This window comes from Aliirhizobium wenxiniae (genome assembly GCF_019511445.1).
GTDB classification, from domain to species: Bacteria; Pseudomonadota; Alphaproteobacteria; order Rhizobiales; family Rhizobiaceae; genus Neorhizobium; species Neorhizobium wenxiniae_A.
Window position 1 is genome coordinate 137,069 of the sequence record NZ_JAEUAN010000008.1, and the last position, 21,930, is coordinate 158,998.

A 21,930-nucleotide genomic window follows, 5' to 3' on the forward strand; every position below is an offset into this window, starting at 1 on the left:
TCGGCTCCTCAGAAGCTGATCCCGTTGTCTGAAATGAAAGTCGAAAGTGCCGTCTGTTGCGGCACGGTCAGAGGCCAAGCCGAGGGTGGGCGCGTCGCGCCGCAATCGTGCCCGATCAGCGCAAGCGCCGCCTTCACTCCGGTCACATTGCTCCCGTTCATTTCCTCTGCCCGCACCGCCTCGAAGGCCTTCATGCCATCGATAAGTCGGTTGGCGCCCGCATAGTCACCGGCCGCAAGCGCCGCATGGATGACAACGGATCGCTGCGGCCAGACATTGATGAGGCCGGAGGTGAAGCCTTGCGCTCCAACGGCATAGAATGTCGGAGCCCAGACCTCCGCCAGACCACCGACCCAGACGACCTCCGGATCACAGGCTGCAATCGCTTCGGACAGTTTCAGCGGGTTCGGCGTCGCCCATTTGACGCCGATGACGGATGGGATCCCACAGAGATCGACAATCGCCTTCGTGCCGATCGCATCGTTGCGAAGATAGAGAACTGTCGGCAACCCATCGGCCGCATCAGCCACAGTCCGCACATAATCGACAAGGCCGCGTGGCGAGGAGAACGGATCCGGCGGTTGGTGAATCATAAGCGCCGAAGCACCGGCCCGGCGCGAGACCGATGCCAGCCTGCAGGCATCGCGGATGCCCCGCCCGACGTCGGCGATCAGCGGAACCCGTCCGGCCACATGTTCCGCCGAAGCCTGTACCATCGCCTCTGCCTCATCCAGCGTCAGCGCATAGAATTCGCCGGTATTGCCGTTGGCGACCATGATATGGACGCCAGCCGCGATCGCCCGGTCGACGATAGGTTTCTGCCGCTTGGGCGAAATATCGCCGTCCTGATCGTAGGGCGTTACCAGAATGCCGGATATGCCGGTCAACGCAGTTTTCAGATCCTGCATTACCACCTCCTTATTCCGTAAACGCTTCTTCGCGCTTGCGACTGATGCTCGGCGAGAGCACGAGCGCCAGAACCACGACGGCGAAGACTAAGAGCGACAGGCTGAGCGGACTGCGCACGAAGATCGACGGGTCGCCCTGACTGATCAGCATCGCGCGCCTCAGATTTTCCTCAAGCATCGGCCCGAGAATGAAGCCCAGGAGCAATGGCGCAGGCTCGAACCGCATCTTGCTGAGCGCAAAACCGATGACGCTGAAACCGGCCATGACGAAAACGTCGAAGACGCTGTTATTGATGCTGTAGGCGCCGATGCAGCAGAAGCCGATGATCGCCGGAAAGAGCAAATGATACGGCACGGTCAGCATCCGCACCCACAGCCCGATCAACGGCAGGTTGAGAATGACGAGCATCAGATTGCCCGACCACATTGAGACAATCATGCCCCAGAACAGAGCCGGCTCATCCGAGATGACGTTCGGACCGGGGGTGATCCCCTGGATGATCATGGCGCCAACCATCAGCGCCATCACGGGGTTGCCGGGAATACCGAGTGTCAGCATCGGAATGAAAGAGGTCTGCGCCCCGGCATTATTTGCGCTCTCCGGAGCCGCCACGCCTTCGATCGCCCCCTTGCCGAATTCGGCGCTATTGGGAGAAATGCGCTTTTCCATCGCATAGGAGGCAAACGAGGCGAGCATCGCCCCACCACCCGGCAGAACGCCGAGGAAGGAACCCAGTGCAGTACCACGCAGCACCGGCGCGATGATCCGCTTGAGATCTTCCTTGGTCAGCATCAGTCCGGTGACCCGCTTCACCCCCACGGAACGCTCGTGCTCGCCTTCCAGATTGCGCAGGATTTCGCAGATGCCGAAGATACCCATGCTGACGGCAACGAAATTAAGGCCGTCGTAAAGCTCCGGAATATCGAAGACATAACGCGGCGTGCCGCTTTCCACGTCGGTGCCGACCGTGCCGAGTATCAGTCCGAAAACGATCATAGCGAAGGCCTTGAGCAGCGAACCGCTGGCAAGCGCCACCGACGCCACGAGGCCGAGGACCATCAGTGAAAAATACTCAGCCGGCCCGAAATTCAGTGCCACTGCAGCAAGAGGCGGCGCTGCGACTGCGAGCAGGATGGTCGCGACGCTGCCGGCAAAGAAAGAGCCGAGCGCCGCTGTCGCAAGCGCTGCCCCGGCGCGACCGTTGCGCGCCATCTGGTAGCCGTCGATCGCGGTGACAACAGACGAGCTTTCGCCTGGAAGATTGATAAGGATGGCCGTGGTCGACCCACCATACTGCGCGCCGTAAAAGATGCCGGCCAGCATGATCAGCGCCGATTCCGGCGGCAGGCCGAACGTGATCGGCAGAAGCATGGCGATCGTCGCCGTCGGCCCGAGCCCCGGCAGTACGCCGATAGCGGTGCCGAGCAGACAGCCGATGAAGCCATAGAACAGGTTCATCGGCATGAAGGCGGTCGAAGCACCGAGCAAGAGATTAGAGAAGATATCCATAAACAATCCAATCCGTTTTCGTCGGCTTGCCAGAAGGCGTCAGTGCGTGCGCACTAGAAAAGCTCGCCGATAAAGGGGATCCAGGGTCCCAAGGCCGAGACGGGAAGTGACAGAAGTTTGGTGAACAGCAGGACCGAACAGACCGATAAAAACAGACCAAGCAGGATCGAATGCCGCCAGTTGGCATAACGGCTGGCTGTCGCCATCCCGACGACCAGGAGCAGCATGGTGGGGGCAAGCCCAAGCCCGGAAAGCAGCAGGCCGAAGCCGACCGGCCCGAGGATCACCAGGATATAGGCCTTCCAGTTCCAGGTTTCCGGCTCGCCCTCTCCCGCATGCAAGATCAGCGACTGCACGATAATCAATGCACCGATCGCCATCAGCAGAAGGCTGAGCATAGTCGGGAAGTAACCCGGCCCCATCTGGAACGAGTTGCCGACTTCAAGCTCCCGGCCGAACCAGATGAACAGGAGGCCGACACAGATCATCGTCACGCCGCCGACAAAGTCGCGACCGTTTCTAATTTTCAGCATGGCAGAATACTCGCGTGGGAAAGATATGCCGGCCAAGCCTCAGGCCCGGCCGGCAGATTGCCTCACTGCAGCGGCACGTTGGCGGCCTTGATGACATCGGCCCACTTGGCCGTTTCCTTGTCGATGAAGGTCTGGAATTCGGCAGACGTGTTGCCGACCGGGGTCACGCCCATTGCCTTCAGCTTTTCCTGCATCGCCGGCTCGGCGATGATTGCCTGGACTTCCTTCGAGAGCTTTTCGACAATTTCCGGCGGCGTGCCGGGAGGCGCGAAGAGGCCGTGCCACGAGGTTGCCTCGAAGCCGGGAATGACGCTTGCCATGGTCGGCACGTCGGGCAGCAAAGCAGCCTTTTCCAAGCTCGTCACGGCAAGTGCCTTGACCTTGCCGGCCTTTACCTGCTGGGCGGCCGTCGGAATATTGTCGAACATCATGTCGACATGGCCGGCCACGACATCAAGGATCGCCTGGCTGCTCCCCTTGTATGGGACATGGGTGATCTTGATTCCGGCCTTGGTGGCCAGAAGCTCACCCGCCAGGTGGATGGATGTTCCGACACCGGAAGACGCATATGTGTGCTTGCCCGGCTCGGTTTTCAGGAAGGCGATCAGCTCTTCGACATTGTTCGCCTTGATCTTGTCCGGATTGACGACCAGCACGTTCGGCAGGCTAGCGATCAGCGAAATTGGTGCGAACCCCTTTTCCTTGTCGTAGGGCAAGGTCTTGTAGAGCGTCTGGTTAATCGCGTTGGAGCTGACCGTCCCCATACCGATCGTATAGCCGTCCGGCTTCGAGCGGGCGAGATCGCCAAGCCCGATATTGCCCCCGGCACCCGGCTTGTTCTCCACGATGAAACGTTGGCCGAGCCGCTTGTCGAGTTCTTCCGCCACCAGGCGACCGAACGTGTCGGTATTGCCGCCGGCAGCGAACGGCACGACCACCGTAACAGTCTTGGTCGGATAATCCTGCGCATGACTTGCCTGAAGGCCGGTTGCACAGATCGCGGCTGTAACGGCCGCAAACGTCATGAAACGCTTGAGCTTCATATCACTTCCTCCTCTTGCCCGGCCTCCTGCCGGTCCCACTCACCCATCCTTCGAAACCCTCCTGACGAAGAATGGAAGCGCTTTCATTGTAGCCTCAAAATTCCATGTCGCAACCATTGGAGGAAAAATTTACAATTAACGAAATCAATAGATTAGAACGTCAATTGCGAAATTTTGCATATTGTCTCTTGATTAAGATCGAAATGAAAGCGTAACTCATTTGCGCAAGGATGATGGTTATGGCTGACTACGAAAAAATCAAGCAAAACACCGCGAGCGGCCCGGTCACGCTAGCTGACATTGCAAAGCTGGCAGGGGTATCGCCCGTCACGGTCTCGCGAGCGATCAACACGCCCCATCTTGTTAAGCCACGGACGCTGGAAGCGATAGAACGCGTCATCGCGAAAACCGGCTATGTGCCCAATCTCCTTGCGGGCGGGCTTGCCTCCAGAAAGACCCGGCTGATTGCCGCAGTCGTGCCATCTGTCGCCAGCACGATCTTTGCTGAGACCATTGAGGGGCTTAACGCGGAATTGGTTTCGGCCGGCTACCAACTCCTGCTCGGCCTATCAGGCTATGACCTGAGCCGTGAGCTTGAACTGACCCGCGCCATCCTAGCCCGCCGTCCGGATGGGATCATTCTGACAGGGATTACCCACCTGAAGGAAACCCGTGCGATGTTGACCGGTGCGGGGTTGCCGATTGTGGAGATCTGGGATTCCACCCCCTCTCCGCTCGATACGGCGGTCGGGTTTTCCCATGCCGCAGTCGGTTCGTTGGTAGCGGGGCATCTGCTGATCAGGGGATATGACCGCTATGCGCAAATCGGCGCCAACGATCCCCGCGCTGTCCAGCGCCGCGACGGGTTCGTCGAGCGCCTGAAAGGAATAGCCGAGGTCGAGCTACCGGAACTGGAAATGAACTCGCCCTCCACTTTCCGCGACGGTCGTGTTGCGATGGCGCAGCTTCTGGACAGAGGAGAAGGCTCGCTCGGCGTGTTCTGCTCGTCGGACGTCGTCGCCCATGGTGCATTGGCCGAAGCCCATGCACGTGGCTGCAAAATGCCGGACGATCTTGCCATCATAGGCTTTGGCGATTTCGACTTCGCTCCGCACACTCACCCACCGCTGACGACAGTGCGCATAGATCGGCGCGATATCGGCACCAAGGCAGCGAGATCCATCCTCAGAAAGATCGATGGCGACGAGGATGTGGAGGCGATGATCAATATTGACTTCCACATCGTTGCCCGCGGCACCGCCTGATTTCAGATTATTCAGGGGCGCTTGCCGAATTCCGCCGTTCCACGCGTCCAGTGGCCGGACTGTTCCGACAATGTGATCCCCAGACCCGGACGGGTCGGCACCAACATCCGGCCATCCCTGATTTCAAGTCGCTCGTTGAACAGCGGATCAAGCCAGTCGAAATGCTCCACCCAGGGCTCGAGCTCATAAGCCGCAGCCAGATGAAGGTGGATCTCCATGGCAAAATGCGGTGCAAGCTGAAGTTTCTTAGCTTCTGCGAGGGCGCAGATTTTCAGAAACTGGGTGATGCCGCCAACGCGCGGCGCATCCGGCTGAATGAAGTCTACGGAATTGTTCTGGATCAGCGCGACATGCTCCAGCACGCTTGCCAGCATCTCGCCGGTTGCGATCGCTGTGTCGAGCTGTGCCGCCAGCGCCGCATGTCCCTCGACGTCGTAGGCATCGAGCGGCTCTTCGATCCAGGTCAGGTTATAGGGCTCCATCAAACGGCCGAAACGCATGGCGCTCGGGCGGTCCCATTGCTGATTAGCATCGACCATCATCGCCGCACGACCTCCGATCCTGTCATGAACGGCTGCGACGCGTTTCAGGTCGACCGCCATGTCCGGTTGGCCAACCTTGATCTTGATGCCGCCGATACCGACTGCAATCGACTGCTCCACGTTTTCGAGAACTTCCTCGATAGGGGACGACAGAAAGCCGCCGGACGTGTTGTAGCAACGCACGCTGTCGCGATGTGCGCCAAGCAGTTTGGCCAGCGGCAGACCGGCCCGCTTGGCTTTCAAATCCCAGAGCGCCACGTCGAAGGCCGCGATAGCCTGTACCGCAAGTCCGCTACGCCCGACAGAGGCGCCGGCCCAGCAGAGCTTGTTCCATAGCTTGCCGATATCGTTCGGATCCTCCCCGATCAGGACATTGGCGATCTCCTTGGCATGCTCGTATTGACCCGGGCCACCGGCACGCTTGGAATAACTGAAACCGATGCCGCTATGGCCTTGTTTCGTTTCAATCTCGGCAAAGAGGAAGGCTACTTCCGTCAAGGGCTTTTGACGTCCGGTCAGGACCTTCGCGTCGCTGATGGGCGTCTTCAGCGGCAAGAAGATCGAAGAAAGCCTTATCCAGGCGATTTGGTCGCCTGAACCAGAGTGCGGCGCATCATTCGTTTTTGCAGATAGCGTATCCATGGCTCCACCCATTGCTCAGCCCTCTCGGCTCTGTCCTCGCTTGACTGATACCCCTCCGATTAATTTAAGTCCAAGTTGATTATTGTTCTTCATCGATACAGGATTTGAATAGATGCTGGATATGGGGCAAGTCCGTTCTTTCGTGGTGCTGGCATCGGAGCTGAACTTCAGCCGGGCCGCCAGGCGGCTGAACATAACCCAACCTCCGCTTAGTCGGCAGATCAGGCTTCTCGAACAGGAGCTTGACGTAACCCTTGTGGAGCGGACCAGCCGGCGCGTCACGCTCACGCCTGCCGGCTTCGCTTTTCTCGCCGAGGCGCAGAAACTGCTGGATCAGGGAAATGCCGCAATAACCGCAACACGGCGCGCAGCACGCGGCAGCGCGGGTTCAGTAAAGATCGCCTTCGTCGGAGCGGCCACTTACAGTTTTCTACCTAAATTGATAAGCCAAGCCAGAATTTCCGCGCCTCAAATCGAGCTTGAACTGGTGCAGATGGAAACGTCCGAGCAACTGCAAGCGATCAATGCCGGCGATATCGATCTCGGGCTTTCACGTCCGCTGCCCGGCGCACATCATCTCGAAAGCCTCTGTGTGGCGCGTGAGCAGATGATGCTGGCGATACCCCGCGCACATCCGCTTGCCGCAACCCGCCGTCCGACACTGGACGCGTTGAACGGCGAGCCTTTCATCGCATTTTCGACACCGGCACGTTATCTGCATGACAAGCTGGCGCAATTGATGACGCAAAACCGCGTCACACCCAAAATAGTGCAAAGCATGACCCATTCGCAGGCCATCCTGTCGCTGGTCAGCGCCGAAATCGGCCTTGCGATCGTCCCTGCCGGCACGGAAAATGCCTGCTTTGATAATGTTGTTTTCCGCCCCATTGATCTGCACGAGGAATGTATAGCGGAGCTTCATGCGGTATGGAGCCCGGATAACAGGAGCCTCCTTCTGCCCGAAATATGCAATCTCATCTCCAGAGTCGGCGAACGGGAGCGGTAATGCACTCCAGCAGATCAGAGTGGCATGAAAGCAACGGCTTTTGGCGAAAGCTCCAAAACATGACAAAACCGGTAGTATTTTCCGGCACAATTATTGCCCCTGATGAAGCGTCCTGATAGTCGCACAGCCATGCAAACGGCCTTCTCTTCGGACCTGCTCGGCACTTTTCTCAGTCTTCGCAAACGGCTGTTGTCCAGCATTTCGCGATTTGTCGGCTCGCATACTGCGGCGGAAGACCTCGTACAGGATACGTTCCTGCGACTATGGGAACGACGTGAAAGGCTTCCGCACGCCTCGCAGCTACATGGTTACGTCGTTCGTACCAGCCAGAATCTCGCCATCGATTTCCGTCGACGCCAGCGTATCGCTCCGTTTGTGGAAGGCGTCGAATATCTCGAATTTCTGACAGATAACGCGCCGACGCCAGAGGACAACGTCATTGCGCGAGACCGGATGCAATCGTTGTCACAAGCGATCGCTGCGCTACCACCTCGCGCTCGCGAAGTTTTCGTGATGGCGCGCATCGACGGCATGACTTATGTCGAAATCGGAGAAAAGCTCGGCATATCCCCCAAAACGGTGTTCAGCCATATGGTCGTTGCTCTCGAACGCCTGGACGGTTTCGACAGAACTGAAACGTGAAGACGATTTTCGCACCCGCCATACCCGGATTTTCACCTCCCTCGTTCGTTAAGCTTTCAGGACAGGGGTGAAACAGCACACCATGACAGAGCAACCGAACAGCAGCCAGACTAGGGACGAGGACGCCTCGCGTGAAGCCGCAGCGTGGTTCGCACGGCTGCTCGATGAACGGGCCACGGAATCCGACCATCAGAGTTTTCGTGCATGGCTTCTTGCTGACAGCCGTAATGCGGAAGCTTATGCCCGCATGGAGAAATTATGGGAGCGCGCCGCCTTCGAGCAGAAGCCTGTTCAGGTTTCGGGTTCACGACGTGCATTCCTCAAGACCGCCGCAGGAAGCTTCGTGGTCGCAACCGTGGCCGGCTACGGATGGCTCTGGACACGCCGACCGGATTTTTCCACAGGTACCGGTGAAACCCATGCCATAAGGCTGGAGGATGGATCGACAATCGAGCTGTCTGCATCAAGCTCTGTGACGGTAAATTTCACCTCCACGGCGCGCAGGATCGTGTTGCACACCGGCGAGGCTTATTTCACAGTCGCGCCGGATGTACGACGCCCCTTTGTCGTTTGGGCGGGAGATTTGCGCGCCACCGCACTTGGCACCGCTTATTCCGTTTCGATCTTTTCCGAACGCACCAGTGTCGCCGTCACCGAACATAACGTGCGCGTAGAAGCCCATGGACAGATGATCGACCTGAGCGAAGGCCAATCGCTGGACTGGGCCGACAACCGGTTCGGCCGCGTGACCTCGGATGAAACAGACAGCCGGCTTGCCTGGCGAGAGCGCCGGCTCGTATTCCTTTCTCGGTCACTCGGGGAGATCGTCGAGGAGATCAATCGCTGGCGCGACGGACATCTCATCATCCTGGATCCGATACTGGCACGACGCAAGGTTACCGCCATCATCGATGTCAACGACATGGCCGATATCGACAAGACGCTGGAACAGGGGCTTCCGATCGCGCTTTCCAGCTACACGCCTTATCTCACATTGGTCTCCGCAAAAAAGATCTAGAAAATTTCATTTTCCACTCAGGTTTTTGCCTCGGCGCTTCGTACTCATCGCCAGAAGGCCTGTTCAGGCCAGCCGCAGATCAGCAGGGGGCATACATGACGTTGCGAAACAGTTTGAGCCGGATGAGACGGTTCTCCAACAAGACGAGACTGATGGCCACGGCTGCGGTGCTTGTATTTCCCACGGTTGCCTATGCACAGACTGCGGTCTCCGGTTTCGACATTCCGGCGCAGTCGGTTGCATCTGCTCTGGTGCGTTACAGCTCGATCACCGGCACGAATATCATCTATGACGGAACACTTCCGGCGGGGCCCCGAAGCCAGCGCGTTGCAGGAGAACTTTCGGAGCAACAGGCGCTGCAACAGCTTTTGGCCGGCACGGGTCTGCGCTTCAGCTTCGGCGCCAATGACACCGTAACGATCATTTCTTCCTCGGCATCCGCCGCGCAGGGCGGTAATGATGCAACCGCGCTGGCACCGATCGTACTGACCGGCGAGCCGCTGAGCGGCTATCAGGCTGAAGACAGCAGCGTCGGCACCAAGACGGATACACCGCTGCGGGATGTCCCCCAGTCGATCCAGGTGGTGAAGCGCGACGTCATCACCGATCAGCAGGCGACGACGCTGACCGAAGCGCTGAGCAATGTTTCCAATGTCCGCCAGAGCAGCACGGGTGCAAACCGTGCAGAAACCTTCATAGCCCGCGGCTTCGCATCCAACACCTACGCCATTGATGGCTCGGTGCTGAACGCCACCGGCAGTCGCCCGGAAGTCAACCCGGATCTGGCCGGCGTCGAACGCGTCGAAGTTCTGAAGGGGCCGGCATCGGTTCTGTACGGTCGCGGCGAACCCGGTGGCCTGATCAATATCGTCACCCGCCGCCCGACCGAAACGCCAACCGCGGAAGCCACGACCCAGCTCGGAAGCTATGGTTTTCGCCGCGCGGAAGCGACAGCCAGCGGGCCCCTGAATGACGATGCCACGCTGACGGGCCGCATTACCGGAGCCGCCCAGCGCGATGGCGGCTTTATCGACTATCGGCCGGATAGCGAGCGCCAGTATATCAGCGGCGTTCTCGAATATAATCCGACCGACGACACCCGTATCAGCCTCAGCGCCGACCACACGCATCAGATCCAACCCTATGATCGCGGCCTGATCTTCGGCCTGGACGACAAGATCATTGAGGTCCCCTACAATCGCTTCCTCGGGGAAGACTGGTCTATGGTAGACAGCCGCAAGACCCGCGTCTCATTGACGGCGGAACATCAGGCGACGGATTGGCTCAAGGTTCGCAGTACCGTTCGTTATGACGACGCGTATACTCATGACACCGGCATCGATCTGCGCGATCTCGACGAGGTCGACGGACGTTCGCTGTCGCGCCGTTATACCGACCGTATCGAGGACATGCGCAATCTCGACCTGCAGCTCGAAGGCATCATGACCTTCGACACAGGCATGATCGGCCATACGGTTCTTGCCGGCGTTCAACAGACCCGTTCGCGCATGGATTTCTGGTCGGCACGCAAGTCGATCGGCGATATCGATATTTACGACCCGGTCTATGGTGCAACGAGACCCGTTGCTGATCTGGAAAATGTCTATATCCAGGACATCGTCACGAGTTCAGTCTATTTGCAGGATCAGATCGAGTTTTCCGATCAGTGGAAGGCGCTCGCCGGGTTGCGTTACGACTACTTCGATCATGAAGTCGATCAGGTCTACGCCAACGAAGAGCCGGCCTTCAACGGTGGTTCTGTCACAGGCCGTGTTGGTCTCGTCTACCAGCCGACAGATCGCCTGTCCTTCTACACTGGTTACGCAACAAGCTTCATGCCGCAAAGCTCCCTCGGCCAGAACAACGAAGTGCTTGATCCGGAAGAAGGCTGGCAGATAGAGGCTGGCGTGAAAGCCGAAATAACGGACCGCCTTTCGGCAACATTCTCGGTCTTCCAGATTACCAAGACGAATGTCGCTGTCGACGTTCCAGACGAAGACTACGCGCGTCTGGCAGGCCGACAACGTTCCCGCGGAGCTGAACTGGATATAAGCGGTGAAATCACCGATGGCTGGAGGGTCATTGCATCACTGGGCTATGTAGACGCGCGTGTAACCGAAGACACCGTCGAATCCGTCGTCGGCAACCGCCTCGTGGGCGTACCCTACTGGAGCGGCAGCCTCTGGACGACCTATGAGTTCAAGACCGGCCAGTTCGAGGGACTGAAAGTTGGCGCAGGCATTACTGCAGCCGGTGAGCGAAATGCCGATCTAGAAAAGCCCGCCTATGTCGACGGCTACTATCGCCTCGACGCGCTGGTCTCCTACAAGATCAATGAAAATCTCGACTTCTCGCTGGTCGGTCGAAACCTTACGAATGAGAAATACATCGAGAGCACCGCAAGCAGGACGGAAAACCATGCCGGTGCGCCGAGAAGCTTCATGGCGTCCCTCAAGGCCTCGTTCTGATCGGGCGGACGTATTGCCGGACATGACATCTGACGGAAAGCAAGGCGGAGAAGTTCTCTCCGTCAACGAGTTGAGTTTCGGGTATGGCGGAAACGCCGTACTGGAAGCCCTGTCGCTTGGTTTCCGTCCGGGTGAATTCGTCGCGATCGTCGGCCCGAACGGTTGCGGCAAGTCCACGCTCCTGAAAATCATGGCCGGGCTGTTGAAGCCCGCTCACGGCTCGGTTCTGCTCGACAACCAGCCGGTCGGCTCCCTTTCCCGCAAGAAACTCGCCCTGCACATGGCAATGCTGGCGCAATCCAACGAAGCACCGGACGGCATGCTGGTGGCGGATCTTGTCGGCATGGGCCGTTACGCCCATGAAGGTTGGCTGAGCCGCGGCACGTCCCGAGACCGTGCCCATATCGATGCGGCGATGCGGATAATGGAGGTTGCTGATCTTGCCGAACGGCGGGTCGGAGAACTTTCCGGCGGCCAGCTGCAGCGCTGCCGAATGGCCATGGCGCTGGCGCAGAATGCCCGTATCCTGCTACTCGACGAGCCGACAAATCATCTGGACCTCAAATACCAGTACTCGCTCCTCGATATCGCCCGCCGACAGGCGGCCGGCGGTCGGTCAGTCGTCGCTGTTTTGCACGATCTCACTTTGGCAAGCCTTTATGCTGATCGGATCATCCTGATGTCAGGTGGCACGGTGGTGGCCGATGGCGCACCGGTGGATGTGCTAACACCGGCCCACATTTCCGCCGTCTACGGGATCGCCACCGCTGCCATGCCGTTCGGTCGCGCTGTGGTGCACCTGCCCGAAAGCGCGCTCGAATGAAGGGGCTCGGTCTTGCGCTGCTGATCGTGGTCCTTGCCCTGCTCTGTGGCCTGCATCTAGCGGCCGGCGCCCGTTTTTCGTCTCCGGCGCTGGTTTTCGATGCGCTCTTCCATCACGACCCTCGCAACTACCAGCATGTGGTCGTCGTCAAACAGCGCCTGACCCGGCTCGTGGTCGCAGGATATGCGGGCGCAGTGCTGGCAGTTTCCGGCCTTCTGCTGCAAAAAGTCCTGCGCAACGATCTCGTCTCGCCCTCGACGCTCGGTATCAACAGCGGCGCTGTCACCTTCGTGGTGCTCGGCATCTATTTTCTCGGGCTGGATGGCGCAGCCCTGTTCTGGCCTGCGCTGGCGGGCGGCATCTTCGCGGTCGGTGTGACGTTTCTCGCCGCAAGCCTCGTCAGCCAGGGAGGACGCGATCCGCTGTCGCTCATTCTCGGCGGCACGATGACGGCGACGCTATTTTCGTCGGCCACCACCTTCGCCATATCGCTCGATCCTGATCGCTTCGGCAATCTGATGGGTTGGCTCGTTGGCGATATCGGCAATTTTGACTACCAGCCGCTCACCCTGCTCTGGCCGCTTGGCGCTTTCGGCATCGGTATGGCGATCATCCTTTGCCGCGCGCTCGACCTCCAGACACTCGGTACCGAACAGGCGGCCGCGCTTGGTGCCGACCCGCAGCTTATCCGTTACGCCGCCCTGGCGCTCGCGATCCCGCTTGCGATCTCGGCCGTTTGCGTCGTCGGGCCTATCGGTTTCGTCGGATTGGTCGCTCCCCACATCGCCCGGCTGCTGGTGGGCGAGACTGGCCGCATCGCCATGATCTCCTGTGCGCTGATCGGAGCCGTGATCGTGGTGGCGACCGATATGCTCGCTCGCACGCTCTTTTCGCCGCAACTGCTGCATGTCGGCACAGTGATGGCGCTGTGTGGCGGCGTCGCCTTCCTCGCGATCGTCTTGACCACGCTCCGGCGGAGGATGGCCTGATGCGGGGCGAGATTACCCTGAGGCTTGGACGCGCAGTGCATCTGCCAATCCGCCTGCGACCTGCCGCCGTCATCAGCTCATTGTTTGTGCTGCTGCTTGCCACCAGCATCGCTGGCTTGCAGTTCGGCTCTACCGCCATTGCACTCGCGGATATCCTGCATTGGCTGTTTCCATTCAAAGCGTCCGATCCCGAGACGGGCTCGATCATGGGACTGCGTTGGCCACGCATCGTTGCCGCCCTTCTTGGCGGCGCCATGGTTGCAGCTTCAGGTCACCTTCTGCAGATCGTTGCGCGAAACGGGCTGGCGGATCCCGGCCTGCTCGGCATATCGCAGGGTAGCATGGCAGCGATCGTGATCGGCGCGGCGGTCTTTGGCCTTGCCCCGTCCATGCTGGTCTGGCTCGGTCTTGCGGGGGGCTTCGCAACGGCCATTCTGGTGATGACACTTGCCTACAGACTTACCTCATCTTCCGGCCTGATTCTGGTCGGCCTCGCGGTTGGCATCGTGCTCATCGCCGCGATCGAGATCGTCATGGTTCAGGGTGGGATCTTGCAGTTCGCCCGCTGGCTCTCCTGGTCGCACGGGTCGCTGACCGCAGTTTCCGCCAGCAACGCGGCCATGCTCATTCTCTGGGGATCATTCCTGCTGCCGGTTTCGTTGATTGCCTCGAGCAAGGTCATGCCGCTCCTGCTCGGCCATGAGCAGGCGGCAGGGATCGGCGCTTCGCCGCGCAAACTGTCGCTGCTGCTGACTTTACTTGCTGCCATGCTTGTGGCCCCGGTCGTTGCCGCGATCGGGCCGATCTCGTTTCTCGGACTGATCGCAGCCCATATCGCCAGACGCCTCGTCGGTGAACGGCCTGGAGAGGTCATGCCGGTCACCATGCTTGTCGGCGCGCTCATCCTGCTGGCCGCGGATACCGCGGGGCGAACCCTCTTCCTGCCAGTCGTCGTCCCGGCTGGCATCCTGATATCGATCGCGGGAGTGTTGATATTCCTCGCAGCCGCCCGCCTCGCCCGCCCACGCCGTTAGGAGTTACTGATGCGTCTTTTGTCGATCGCCATTTTCGCGGCTACACTCGCCTTCGCCCCGTCCGCAATCGCCCGCAACGTGACGGATCATGGTGGCAACACGGTCAACGTGCCGGATGAACCGCAACGTATCCTCTCTCTGCATGACTGGACGTTAACTGTGATGACACGTGAACTCGATGCACCGCTGATCGCCAGTGCCGGTCGGCTGGCGCCGGACGGCAGCGCCTTCATGCGTGGTGGCCGCGAGCTGTTCGGGCTGGATTTTGACGAGATCGAACTGGCATCTATCCACGGCAAGCCTGATCTGGAACGTATTCGCGCGCTCAAACCGGATCTCATCGTTGCCAATATTGGTGACTACGGCGCCCTGCGCGAGCAACTCTTCACCATCGCACCAACGCTGATGTTCGATGCCGAAAACGGCAGGCCGCCGTTCGAACTCTATCGAGATTATGCAGGCTGGATCGGCAAGCAGGCCCGTTTCGATGAACTCAAGTCCGCGTACGACACTCGCATTGAAGCGGCCCGAAAATCCCTTTCGCCGGCACTCCTGTCAGGAACCTATAGCGCCATCATAGCCAATGAGCGAGATGGGACGCTCGGACTTCTCAAGGAGTATGGCGTCCTGACCATGGTTCTCGATGATCTCGGGCTTCAACGCGTGGCCTTGACGAAAAGCGTTCCATCGGGCCAGAGCCGCATGACCATCGGAGCCGAACTGATCGGCGAAATCGACGCGGACCTGATCGTCTCATCCTACCTCCCCGAAAGCGGTGAAACGGCAGACAGCATTTTTGCAGCACTCAGCCGCATCGCTCCCGGTTATGAAGCCTTTTTGCGCGCCTATCAGGCAAAGCGGATACTCAGTTTTTCGCGCTATGAAATCTACCCGCCGAGTTTTCGTGGGGCTGCGCTTTTTCTCGACAAGTTGGAGGCCAAAGCGGATTAAATCCCGTCCGTTCGATCTCGAGCTATCACTGCTTTCGATGAACTCGTCGTTTTGAGGCCAGGCGATACGGAACCGGGCCTTATTCAAGGAGTCGCAGGGTTTCGATTTTCATGATTGGCACATCGCTCGGCTTCTCAAGGAAGTGCGAGTGATTTCAGATAGTTTAATCTTCAGGCTAACCGACATTCTCGGTTGATCTGCAACGCTTAAGCCGTTTGCGAATACTTTTACCCATCCGTCTGATGATAAATGTATATTTTCTGTTTCAAGCCATGAAATTTTGTGATCTCGTTCACTTGAGGCGCGCCTCTGCGGCAATTCCGCTCATCGACTTGAACAGCTCCTATTCCACCCGACCATCCCTGACAACGGTTCATCCTCCGCAACAAAAAATGGAGCGACGGCGGCAGCCTGCCTCTGTCCCGTCTTCGTCTCCATCAGATCTGCAACTCAGGCGTTGGTCCGCGCATTGGCGCCGGCCGTTGTAGATTGGAGCTTGTCGAAACGGCAGGCGCGTATAGCGAAAACATGATGGCACCTGTCGTGAACAGAATAAAGATCGCGTCATTCTGGATCAGGAACAGGCTCTCAGTCAGGTTCATCACCAGCATAACCCCTGTGAACACATTCATCCAAAGCCAACCAAAATATGGATCGCGGCAGTGAAGGACCGCGCCTTGATGCATCGCGCGCACGAGTAGGGCGATAAAGAGCGCAGTTCCACATATTCCGAAGCTCAACATCGTGTCGCGGAAACCGTTGTGAGCGTGGGGGGCCTGCCACCTGATTTCCGACCATATGGCCCAGGCGGAAGGATTTGCCTCTATCCAGAAGGATTGATAGCCGTAACCCAGCAGAAGGCGGTCAGCGATCTGATGATCGACCAGCTCCCATAGCGGAACACGCCCTGTCAACGTCGCATCCTTACCGAGCGCCTCCAACAACGGCACCAGAAATTCGTGAAGCAGAATAAGGACGCCGACAGACGACTGGACAGATATCAGGATGATGACCACCCGGCTGATGCCGCTGCTTCGCTGCAGGATGACGTAAAATGCAATCAGGAAATATGCGGACCCAGTAGCGATCATTGCCGTCATCGACCCGGAGCCTGCGAGGCAGATGATGCCTGCAACCAGCAAGACGCAGGCGGAGCGGCGAAAGCCTAAACTCCTGTCCATAAAAACGATCGTCGCGACCAGCAACATCAGGCAGGCGTACCAGCCGAGACTGTTTTTGTTGAGGAAGATTCCTCGCATGGCTCCATCGCCAGGCATGCGGGCAAGACCTGGTGATATTGCAAGCATCATCACACTGAGGACAACACAGGCCCCCAAGGTCGCGAAGACGATCAGAAGCAACTGCCGTGGCGTAAAGCGCATCGCCAACGCATAGGCAAAGAGCACCGTAAACAAAAGGCCGATGGCCCGTCTCAGTGTCGTCGATGGGCCTACCGACCAGAGCACAGACAAGAACGGCAAAGCAAGGAGAACAGGCAAGAGCAGGTTCCGCCTGATCGCGATGACGAACTGCCTGCTGTTGCGTATCAAGACCAAGCTGGCAAAAGCGTATGCAGGCAGGCACAGCAGGCGCAATTTAGCCTTGGCCGGATCGCTTAATGCCCCATCGGCATCGGCCAGGAGGAGTGGGAAAAGGGCTCCTGTCTGAAGGAAAAGCGATATGCCGGCCCCCCAGCACTCCATTGCCCGCCAATCAACATCCGTTCCGCTCGCAGTTCTTTGAAAAAGCTTCATCAACGGCAGCCCAAAAGCTCAACAAGTGGGAATAATCTCGTAAAACGGTGAGCATAGCGTCATGCGCGGCGACATAGCTGATATTCCATCCACCCACACCTCAAGTGCAACTCGTACAAATGGGGTTTGCCTACCTCGAATTCTCTAGCCTGCTTTCAAAAGCGCTGCGGCCCTCGCTCTTTTGTTCTACGCCTCTGGCCGAAGGTGGTAGATTCCTCCGCTATTGGGGATCAACGGTGACAAAGCTAGGCGTTTTAGGGCGGGCGCCCACACGACCTTCGTGGTGGTCACGCGGCAAACCGCAACAGCTACTCCTCGGCGGCGACGACAATGCGCAGGAGCATCGGCAACGAGGCTGCCCCTGTGCGGCGCATGATCGAAGCGCGATGATTTTCCACTGTTCTCTGACTGATCTCCATCTCCGCGGCGATGATCTTATTCGGCTGACCACGTAAAATGCGATCCAGGATCTGGCGCTGCCGGGTTGTTAGAACGCTAAGCGTTCTTCTGGCCGCGTCACGTCGTTCGGAGCGCTCATTAATGCTGCTCGACGAAGCCAGGGCTTTGCGAACACTCAGTTGGATCTCCTGTGAGGAAAACGGCTTTTCGACAAAATCGACCGCACCTCGTTTCATGGCCTCGACAGCCATGTGCACGTCGCTGTGTCCGGTAACGATAATCATCGGAAACCGATGGTGCCTCTCCCTCAGGGTTCGCAAAAGATCAAGACCACTCATACCGGGCAGATGGGCATCAATCAGCAAGCAGCTTGCCCTGTTCGGATCGTATCCCGCCAGATAGTCCTCCGCCGAGACATAAGTCGTGACGGACCATTCGTCGTCACCAAAAAAGACCTGGACGCTGTCTCTCACACCCGCATCGTCGTCGATAATCTCAACCAGCGAGCACATACTCTCCCGCGCCCTGCCTGGATCGCGCATGCCCTCGAGATCCGGGACTTGTGTCTGCAAGGCAATTATCGCGTTGACAATATCCCTGAGTTTGGCCGGCTTGTTCAGCTGCGCAATTTTATGTTGCATGCACTTGCGCAATGTAACGCTGGAGATATCGCCCGTCAGGATCAGTGCAGGCGTCGCCCGGCCCAACAGATCACGGATATTGATGATCGCCGAAACCCCGTCCATTCCTGGATGCAGGTTGAGATCGGCGAGAATGATATCCGGTGCAAACTCTGCTTTCTGCACGAGACTGACGGCCTGAGAACCATTCGCTGCTACGGCCACGACATAACCGGCCTGCTGCAGCCCGATTTCCAGAAGATCGCGCATTCCCTCCTCATCTTCGATCACGAGGATAGAAGCACTTGGGTGACCTTGAGCTTTGCTTATCGTCGGCGGCTGAGACACGTGCGGACTGCCCACAGGCGCCCTGTCGATCTCGACCGAAAATACCGATCCTTTTCCGGATGTCGAACAAACGGATACTCTAAGACCAGTCAGGTCGCTCAGCTGTTTGACGATCGAGAGACCAAGCCCCAGCCCGGATTCCCTGTCCTCACGGCTCGCATCGACCCTATGATGTTCGTTAAAGACATTATCAACCTGGTCTTCGGGGATCCCGATACCAGTGTCCCACACCTGCAATTTGATTTTCTCGCCTTTTTGCCGGCAGCCAACCAGAATTCTGCCCTTCAATGTGTACTTCAACGCATTGGATAGGAGGTTGCGAATAATCTGCTCCAGAAGACGAGGATCGGTATGGACCGCAAGCTCGCAAGAGACGACACGCAACTGCAACCCCTTCACCTTGGCCTGATAAGAGAACTCCCGCTCCAACCGCTCCAGAATGCTATTCACCGTAAAGCTTTCGAGCTGCGGATGCACGATGCCGGCTTCGATCTGATTGATATCCAGTACGGTATTGAGGATGCCCGACATCGAGGCCAACGTTTCCTCCATTCGCTTGACCAAAACACGCGATTGGGGGTCCTCTGCGCTTTCTTCCAAAAGCCCGTGGAGAAGCTTCAATGTCTGCAGTGGTTGCCGCAGATCATGGCTTGCGGCCGTCAGAAGTTTTGACTTGGCTTCCGTCGCAAGCTCCGCAGCTCTTTTGGCAGACTCCCTGCTCTCCGCGATTTGTTTCTGGACACTCATGTCGATGAAGGTGATGACGACACCCTCGATGCTTCCTTGCTTCATTCGATAAGGCTTGATCCGGCGAATATACCAGCGACCGTCGCGCGCCGCGGTCTCCTTATCGATCGAGCTGCCCGTTTTCAGAACCGCGATCGCATCCGTCGACAAGCTAATGTCGTCAGCCAAGGGGCTCAGGTCGGAGAAAGGTCGACCAACATCCGAAGGCAAGACGTTGAAAAGCGATTGCATTGCCGGCGTAAAAAACCGGATCCTGAGCGACACATCGAGAAAAAGCATGGGAACGTCAGTGCTGAAGAGGACATTCTCGAGGTCACTGAAGATAGACTGCTGGCGCTCTAATGTTTCTTGCAGTTGACTGTTCAGCGAGGTCAGTTCCTCATTTAACGATTGCAACTCTTCCTTGGACGTTACGAGTTCCTCGTTGGCGGACTGATACTCTTCGTTCAGCGATAGTGCTTCGGCAGTGATGATCTTGTGTTCTCGTCCGGCGATTTCGAGGCTACGAATGGCATCCTGCAGCTCCGCACGGGTCTCCTCCAGCTCGAGCTCCACGAGGCGCACGGCATCGGCGCCCGCAACTGACGCAAGACCAGCCTGTCCAGCCGCGGGGCGTTCCTCGATAAAGCAGATCAGGAACAGTTCCCTGTTATGGTCTGAAAGGGGATCGACATCGATACTGAATTGCAGATCGACACCGTCGACTTTCATTTTCGCACCATGGGCGACAAACCTTTTATCGTCACGAGCCGCGCGATGGATCGCCGAGCGGATCTTGTTGTGAAGGGACTTCGGCGTGATGGCATATAGGTTACTGGATGCAGGACCGGGTGCGAACTGAAGGAATTTCTCCGTCGGACCGATCGAGTAAAGGTATTCCCCTTTGCGATTGATCAGAATAGCAGGAGGAATATGTCGGTCGAGCAAGGCATGTGAAATGAGAGCACCCAACGTGTTCTGATGTTCAATCCTGTCTATCTTGACAGGCAATGCCGGCATGATGGGGTTATTGATCGCTGTCATCTTGAAGTGCAGGTCGTCGGCGACTTGGCCAGCAAGTCGTCGGTAAATCCGCTCGGCTTTGGAAACGAGCCTGAATCGGTCCTCCATTCTACCGACGGTCTCAGACTTCCCGATAAGCAGCACACCGTCTTCGTGCAGTGCAAAATTCAACAGTGCGAGCACCTTGGCCTGGGCATCCGGCTCAAGATAGATCAACAGATTGCGACAGGAGACGAGGTCTATGTTGCAAAAGGGCGGGTCGCTCAAGACATTGTGGACGGCAAAGATAACGCTATCGCGAAGTTCCGGCACAACACTGTAACCGGTATCGTCGCGGGTAAAATAGTCGTTGAGAAACTCTGGTGGGACGGCCTGGACGACAGAGTGCGGATAGTGACCATGCCTGGCGATGGCGATAGTGTCCGGATCGGCATCCGATCCGAACACCTGCACTTTGATTGCCAGCCCTGAAGATCTGATATGCTGGAGAAAGAGGATCGCAAGCGAATAAGCCTCCTCGCCAGTGCTGCAGCCAGCCACCCAAATCCTCACGGTCTCGCCACTGAGCTTGGCGCGGACCAGGTCGGGGATAATGCGTGAACGAAGGAAGTCGAAAACAGTGATGTCACGAAAGAACCCCGTGACATTGATCAGAAGGTTTTTCGCAAGATATCGCCGTTCCTCCTCACTATCCTTCAGGATGTCGAGATAGTGTTCAGCCTTGTCTTCGGGAATACCTAGAATCGTGAGGCGTTTTTCGATGCGGCGCTGCAGTGTCCCATGTTTGTAGGACGAAAAGTCATTAGGGGTTAAGCGTCTCAGCACTTCGATGATCTGCGGTAGAAGATTCTTCTGGTCTCGGTCTGTCACGGCTGCTGAGGGGCTATCCGTCACTGACGGCTGATAACGGATGATAGCTTCGGCGATACCAGCAACTGGGTGGACTACGGCGCCGGCAGAAAAGGCAATTGCGCTCCGCGGCATCCCCTCGAATTCAGCTTCCCTTGGCTCCTGCACCAGAACCAGACCACCAGCGGCTTCCACGACGGGAGCACTCGCCGACCCGTCAGACCCGGTTCCCGACAGGATCACGGAGATTGCCCTTTGGCCGTATTCTTTTGCCAGAGATAACATCAGGAAATCGAATGGAAGCCGCACTCCACGGTGCTCGGGATCCCGACTAAGACGGATTTGCCGGGCCTCGACGGACATGTAGACGCCCGGAGGTATGACGTAGAGGTGCTCCGGCTCCAGTTGGGCCCCGCTGACCGCTTCAACGACCGTCAGAGTGGTGAAATCAGCCAGAAGCTCGACGAGCATGCTTTCATGTGCAGGATGAAGATGCTGCACCAGCAGGAAGGCACATCCGCTCCGGGCTGGAAGCCCTCGCAAAAGTGCCCTTATCGCACTGAGCCCGCCCGATGAGGCACCAATTCCCACAACCTTGTATTCGGCGTTTGCCCCAGACATTGTTTTCACATGAGTGCTTTATCGTTGCTTCCCAGCCAGCATTTTCCAAAGCAAGATCGCGTTCCGTCCATCGCCGCAGGCCGGCAGAAGGTAACCTCCTGCGGCGGGGGACCGACACGACAACCATATTGAAACGTCATGCAGATATATCACTGTAGGTAATCGTTCCGCCCGCCGATGTCAGGCTCCCTCCAAGCATGGTACCGCCCCACGATC

The 21,930-nt window shown here is 58.0% G+C and carries 16 protein-coding genes; 9 read left to right on the plus strand and 7 right to left on the minus strand.

All coding sequences use genetic code 11. The features are described 5' to 3' along the window. Positions 1-8 precede the first annotated feature (8 nt). The 4 genes from JNB91_RS12115 to JNB91_RS12130 all read right to left on the minus strand — a co-directional run bounded on the left by JNB91_RS12115 (position 9) and on the right by JNB91_RS12130 (position 3,994). Positions 9-908, minus strand: a complete 900-nt coding sequence (locus tag JNB91_RS12115) for a dihydrodipicolinate synthase family protein (RefSeq protein ID WP_220325765.1) — start codon at positions 906-908, stop codon at positions 9-11. A 10-nt stretch (positions 909-918) separates the two neighbouring features. Further along, on the minus strand, positions 919-2,418 hold the full coding sequence (locus tag JNB91_RS12120) for a tripartite tricarboxylate transporter permease (protein ID WP_220325766.1): 1,500 nt from the start codon (positions 2,416-2,418) through the stop codon (positions 919-921). Between the two features lie 53 nt (positions 2,419-2,471). Further along, entirely contained in the window at positions 2,472-2,951 is a 480-nt protein-coding gene (locus tag JNB91_RS12125) for a tripartite tricarboxylate transporter TctB family protein (protein WP_220325767.1), read from the minus strand. 62 nt (positions 2,952-3,013) lie between these two features. Then, complete coding sequence (locus tag JNB91_RS12130; RefSeq protein ID WP_220325768.1) at positions 3,014-3,994, minus strand: Bug family tripartite tricarboxylate transporter substrate binding protein; 981 nt, start codon at positions 3,992-3,994, stop codon at positions 3,014-3,016. A gap of 239 nt (positions 3,995-4,233) precedes the next feature. Here JNB91_RS12130 and JNB91_RS12135 point away from each other — a divergent pair, with 239 nt between their 5' ends. Continuing rightward, on the plus strand, positions 4,234-5,259 hold the full coding sequence (locus tag JNB91_RS12135; protein WP_220325769.1) for a LacI family DNA-binding transcriptional regulator: 1,026 nt from the start codon (positions 4,234-4,236) through the stop codon (positions 5,257-5,259). A gap of 11 nt (positions 5,260-5,270) precedes the next feature. On the opposite strand, the gene JNB91_RS12140 is transcribed toward JNB91_RS12135, so the two are convergent. Continuing rightward, positions 5,271-6,443, minus strand: a complete 1,173-nt coding sequence (locus tag JNB91_RS12140; RefSeq protein WP_275957784.1) for an L-talarate/galactarate dehydratase — start codon at positions 6,441-6,443, stop codon at positions 5,271-5,273. Between the two features lie 112 nt (positions 6,444-6,555). On the opposite strand from JNB91_RS12140, the gene JNB91_RS12145 reads away from it, so the two are divergent. The 8 genes from JNB91_RS12145 to JNB91_RS12180 all read left to right on the plus strand — a co-directional run bounded on the left by JNB91_RS12145 (position 6,556) and on the right by JNB91_RS12180 (position 15,374). Beyond that, positions 6,556-7,449 (plus strand): LysR family transcriptional regulator, encoded by an 894-nt coding sequence (locus tag JNB91_RS12145; RefSeq protein ID WP_220325771.1) that lies wholly within the window; start codon positions 6,556-6,558, stop codon positions 7,447-7,449. Positions 7,450-7,578: 129 nt separating this feature from the next. After that, positions 7,579-8,091, plus strand: a complete 513-nt coding sequence (locus JNB91_RS12150; protein ID WP_220325772.1) for an RNA polymerase sigma factor — start codon at positions 7,579-7,581, stop codon at positions 8,089-8,091. 82 nt (positions 8,092-8,173) lie between these two features. Continuing rightward, entirely contained in the window at positions 8,174-9,109 is a 936-nt protein-coding gene (locus JNB91_RS12155) for a FecR family protein (protein WP_220325773.1), read from the plus strand. 95 nt (positions 9,110-9,204) lie between these two features. Then, positions 9,205-11,577, plus strand: a complete 2,373-nt coding sequence (locus JNB91_RS12160) for a TonB-dependent siderophore receptor (protein ID WP_220325774.1) — start codon at positions 9,205-9,207, stop codon at positions 11,575-11,577. Between the two features lie 22 nt (positions 11,578-11,599). Next, positions 11,600-12,400, plus strand: a complete 801-nt coding sequence (locus JNB91_RS12165) for an ABC transporter ATP-binding protein (protein WP_220325775.1) — start codon at positions 11,600-11,602, stop codon at positions 12,398-12,400. Then, on the plus strand, positions 12,397-13,389 hold the full coding sequence (locus JNB91_RS12170) for a FecCD family ABC transporter permease (protein WP_220325776.1): 993 nt from the start codon (positions 12,397-12,399) through the stop codon (positions 13,387-13,389). The genes JNB91_RS12165 and JNB91_RS12170 overlap by 4 nt, the downstream gene beginning before the upstream one ends. After that, on the plus strand, positions 13,389-14,423 hold the full coding sequence (locus JNB91_RS12175; protein WP_220325777.1) for a FecCD family ABC transporter permease: 1,035 nt from the start codon (positions 13,389-13,391) through the stop codon (positions 14,421-14,423). Before JNB91_RS12170 ends, JNB91_RS12175 begins: the two co-directional genes overlap by 1 nt. Before the next feature lie 9 nt (positions 14,424-14,432). Beyond that, entirely contained in the window at positions 14,433-15,374 is a 942-nt protein-coding gene (locus tag JNB91_RS12180; RefSeq protein WP_220325778.1) for an ABC transporter substrate-binding protein, read from the plus strand. Positions 15,375-15,811: 437 nt separating this feature from the next. On the opposite strand, the gene JNB91_RS12185 is transcribed toward JNB91_RS12180, so the two are convergent. Together JNB91_RS12185 and JNB91_RS12190 are read right to left on the minus strand one after the other, a co-directional pair. Beyond that, a complete protein-coding gene (locus tag JNB91_RS12185; RefSeq protein ID WP_220325779.1) occupies positions 15,812-17,128 on the minus strand; it encodes an O-antigen ligase family protein in 1,317 nt (438 codons plus the stop codon). A 308-nt stretch (positions 17,129-17,436) separates the two neighbouring features. Beyond that, positions 17,437-21,714, minus strand: a complete 4,278-nt coding sequence (locus tag JNB91_RS12190; RefSeq protein ID WP_220325780.1) for a CheR family methyltransferase — start codon at positions 21,712-21,714, stop codon at positions 17,437-17,439. Positions 21,715-21,930: the final 216 nt, after the last annotated feature.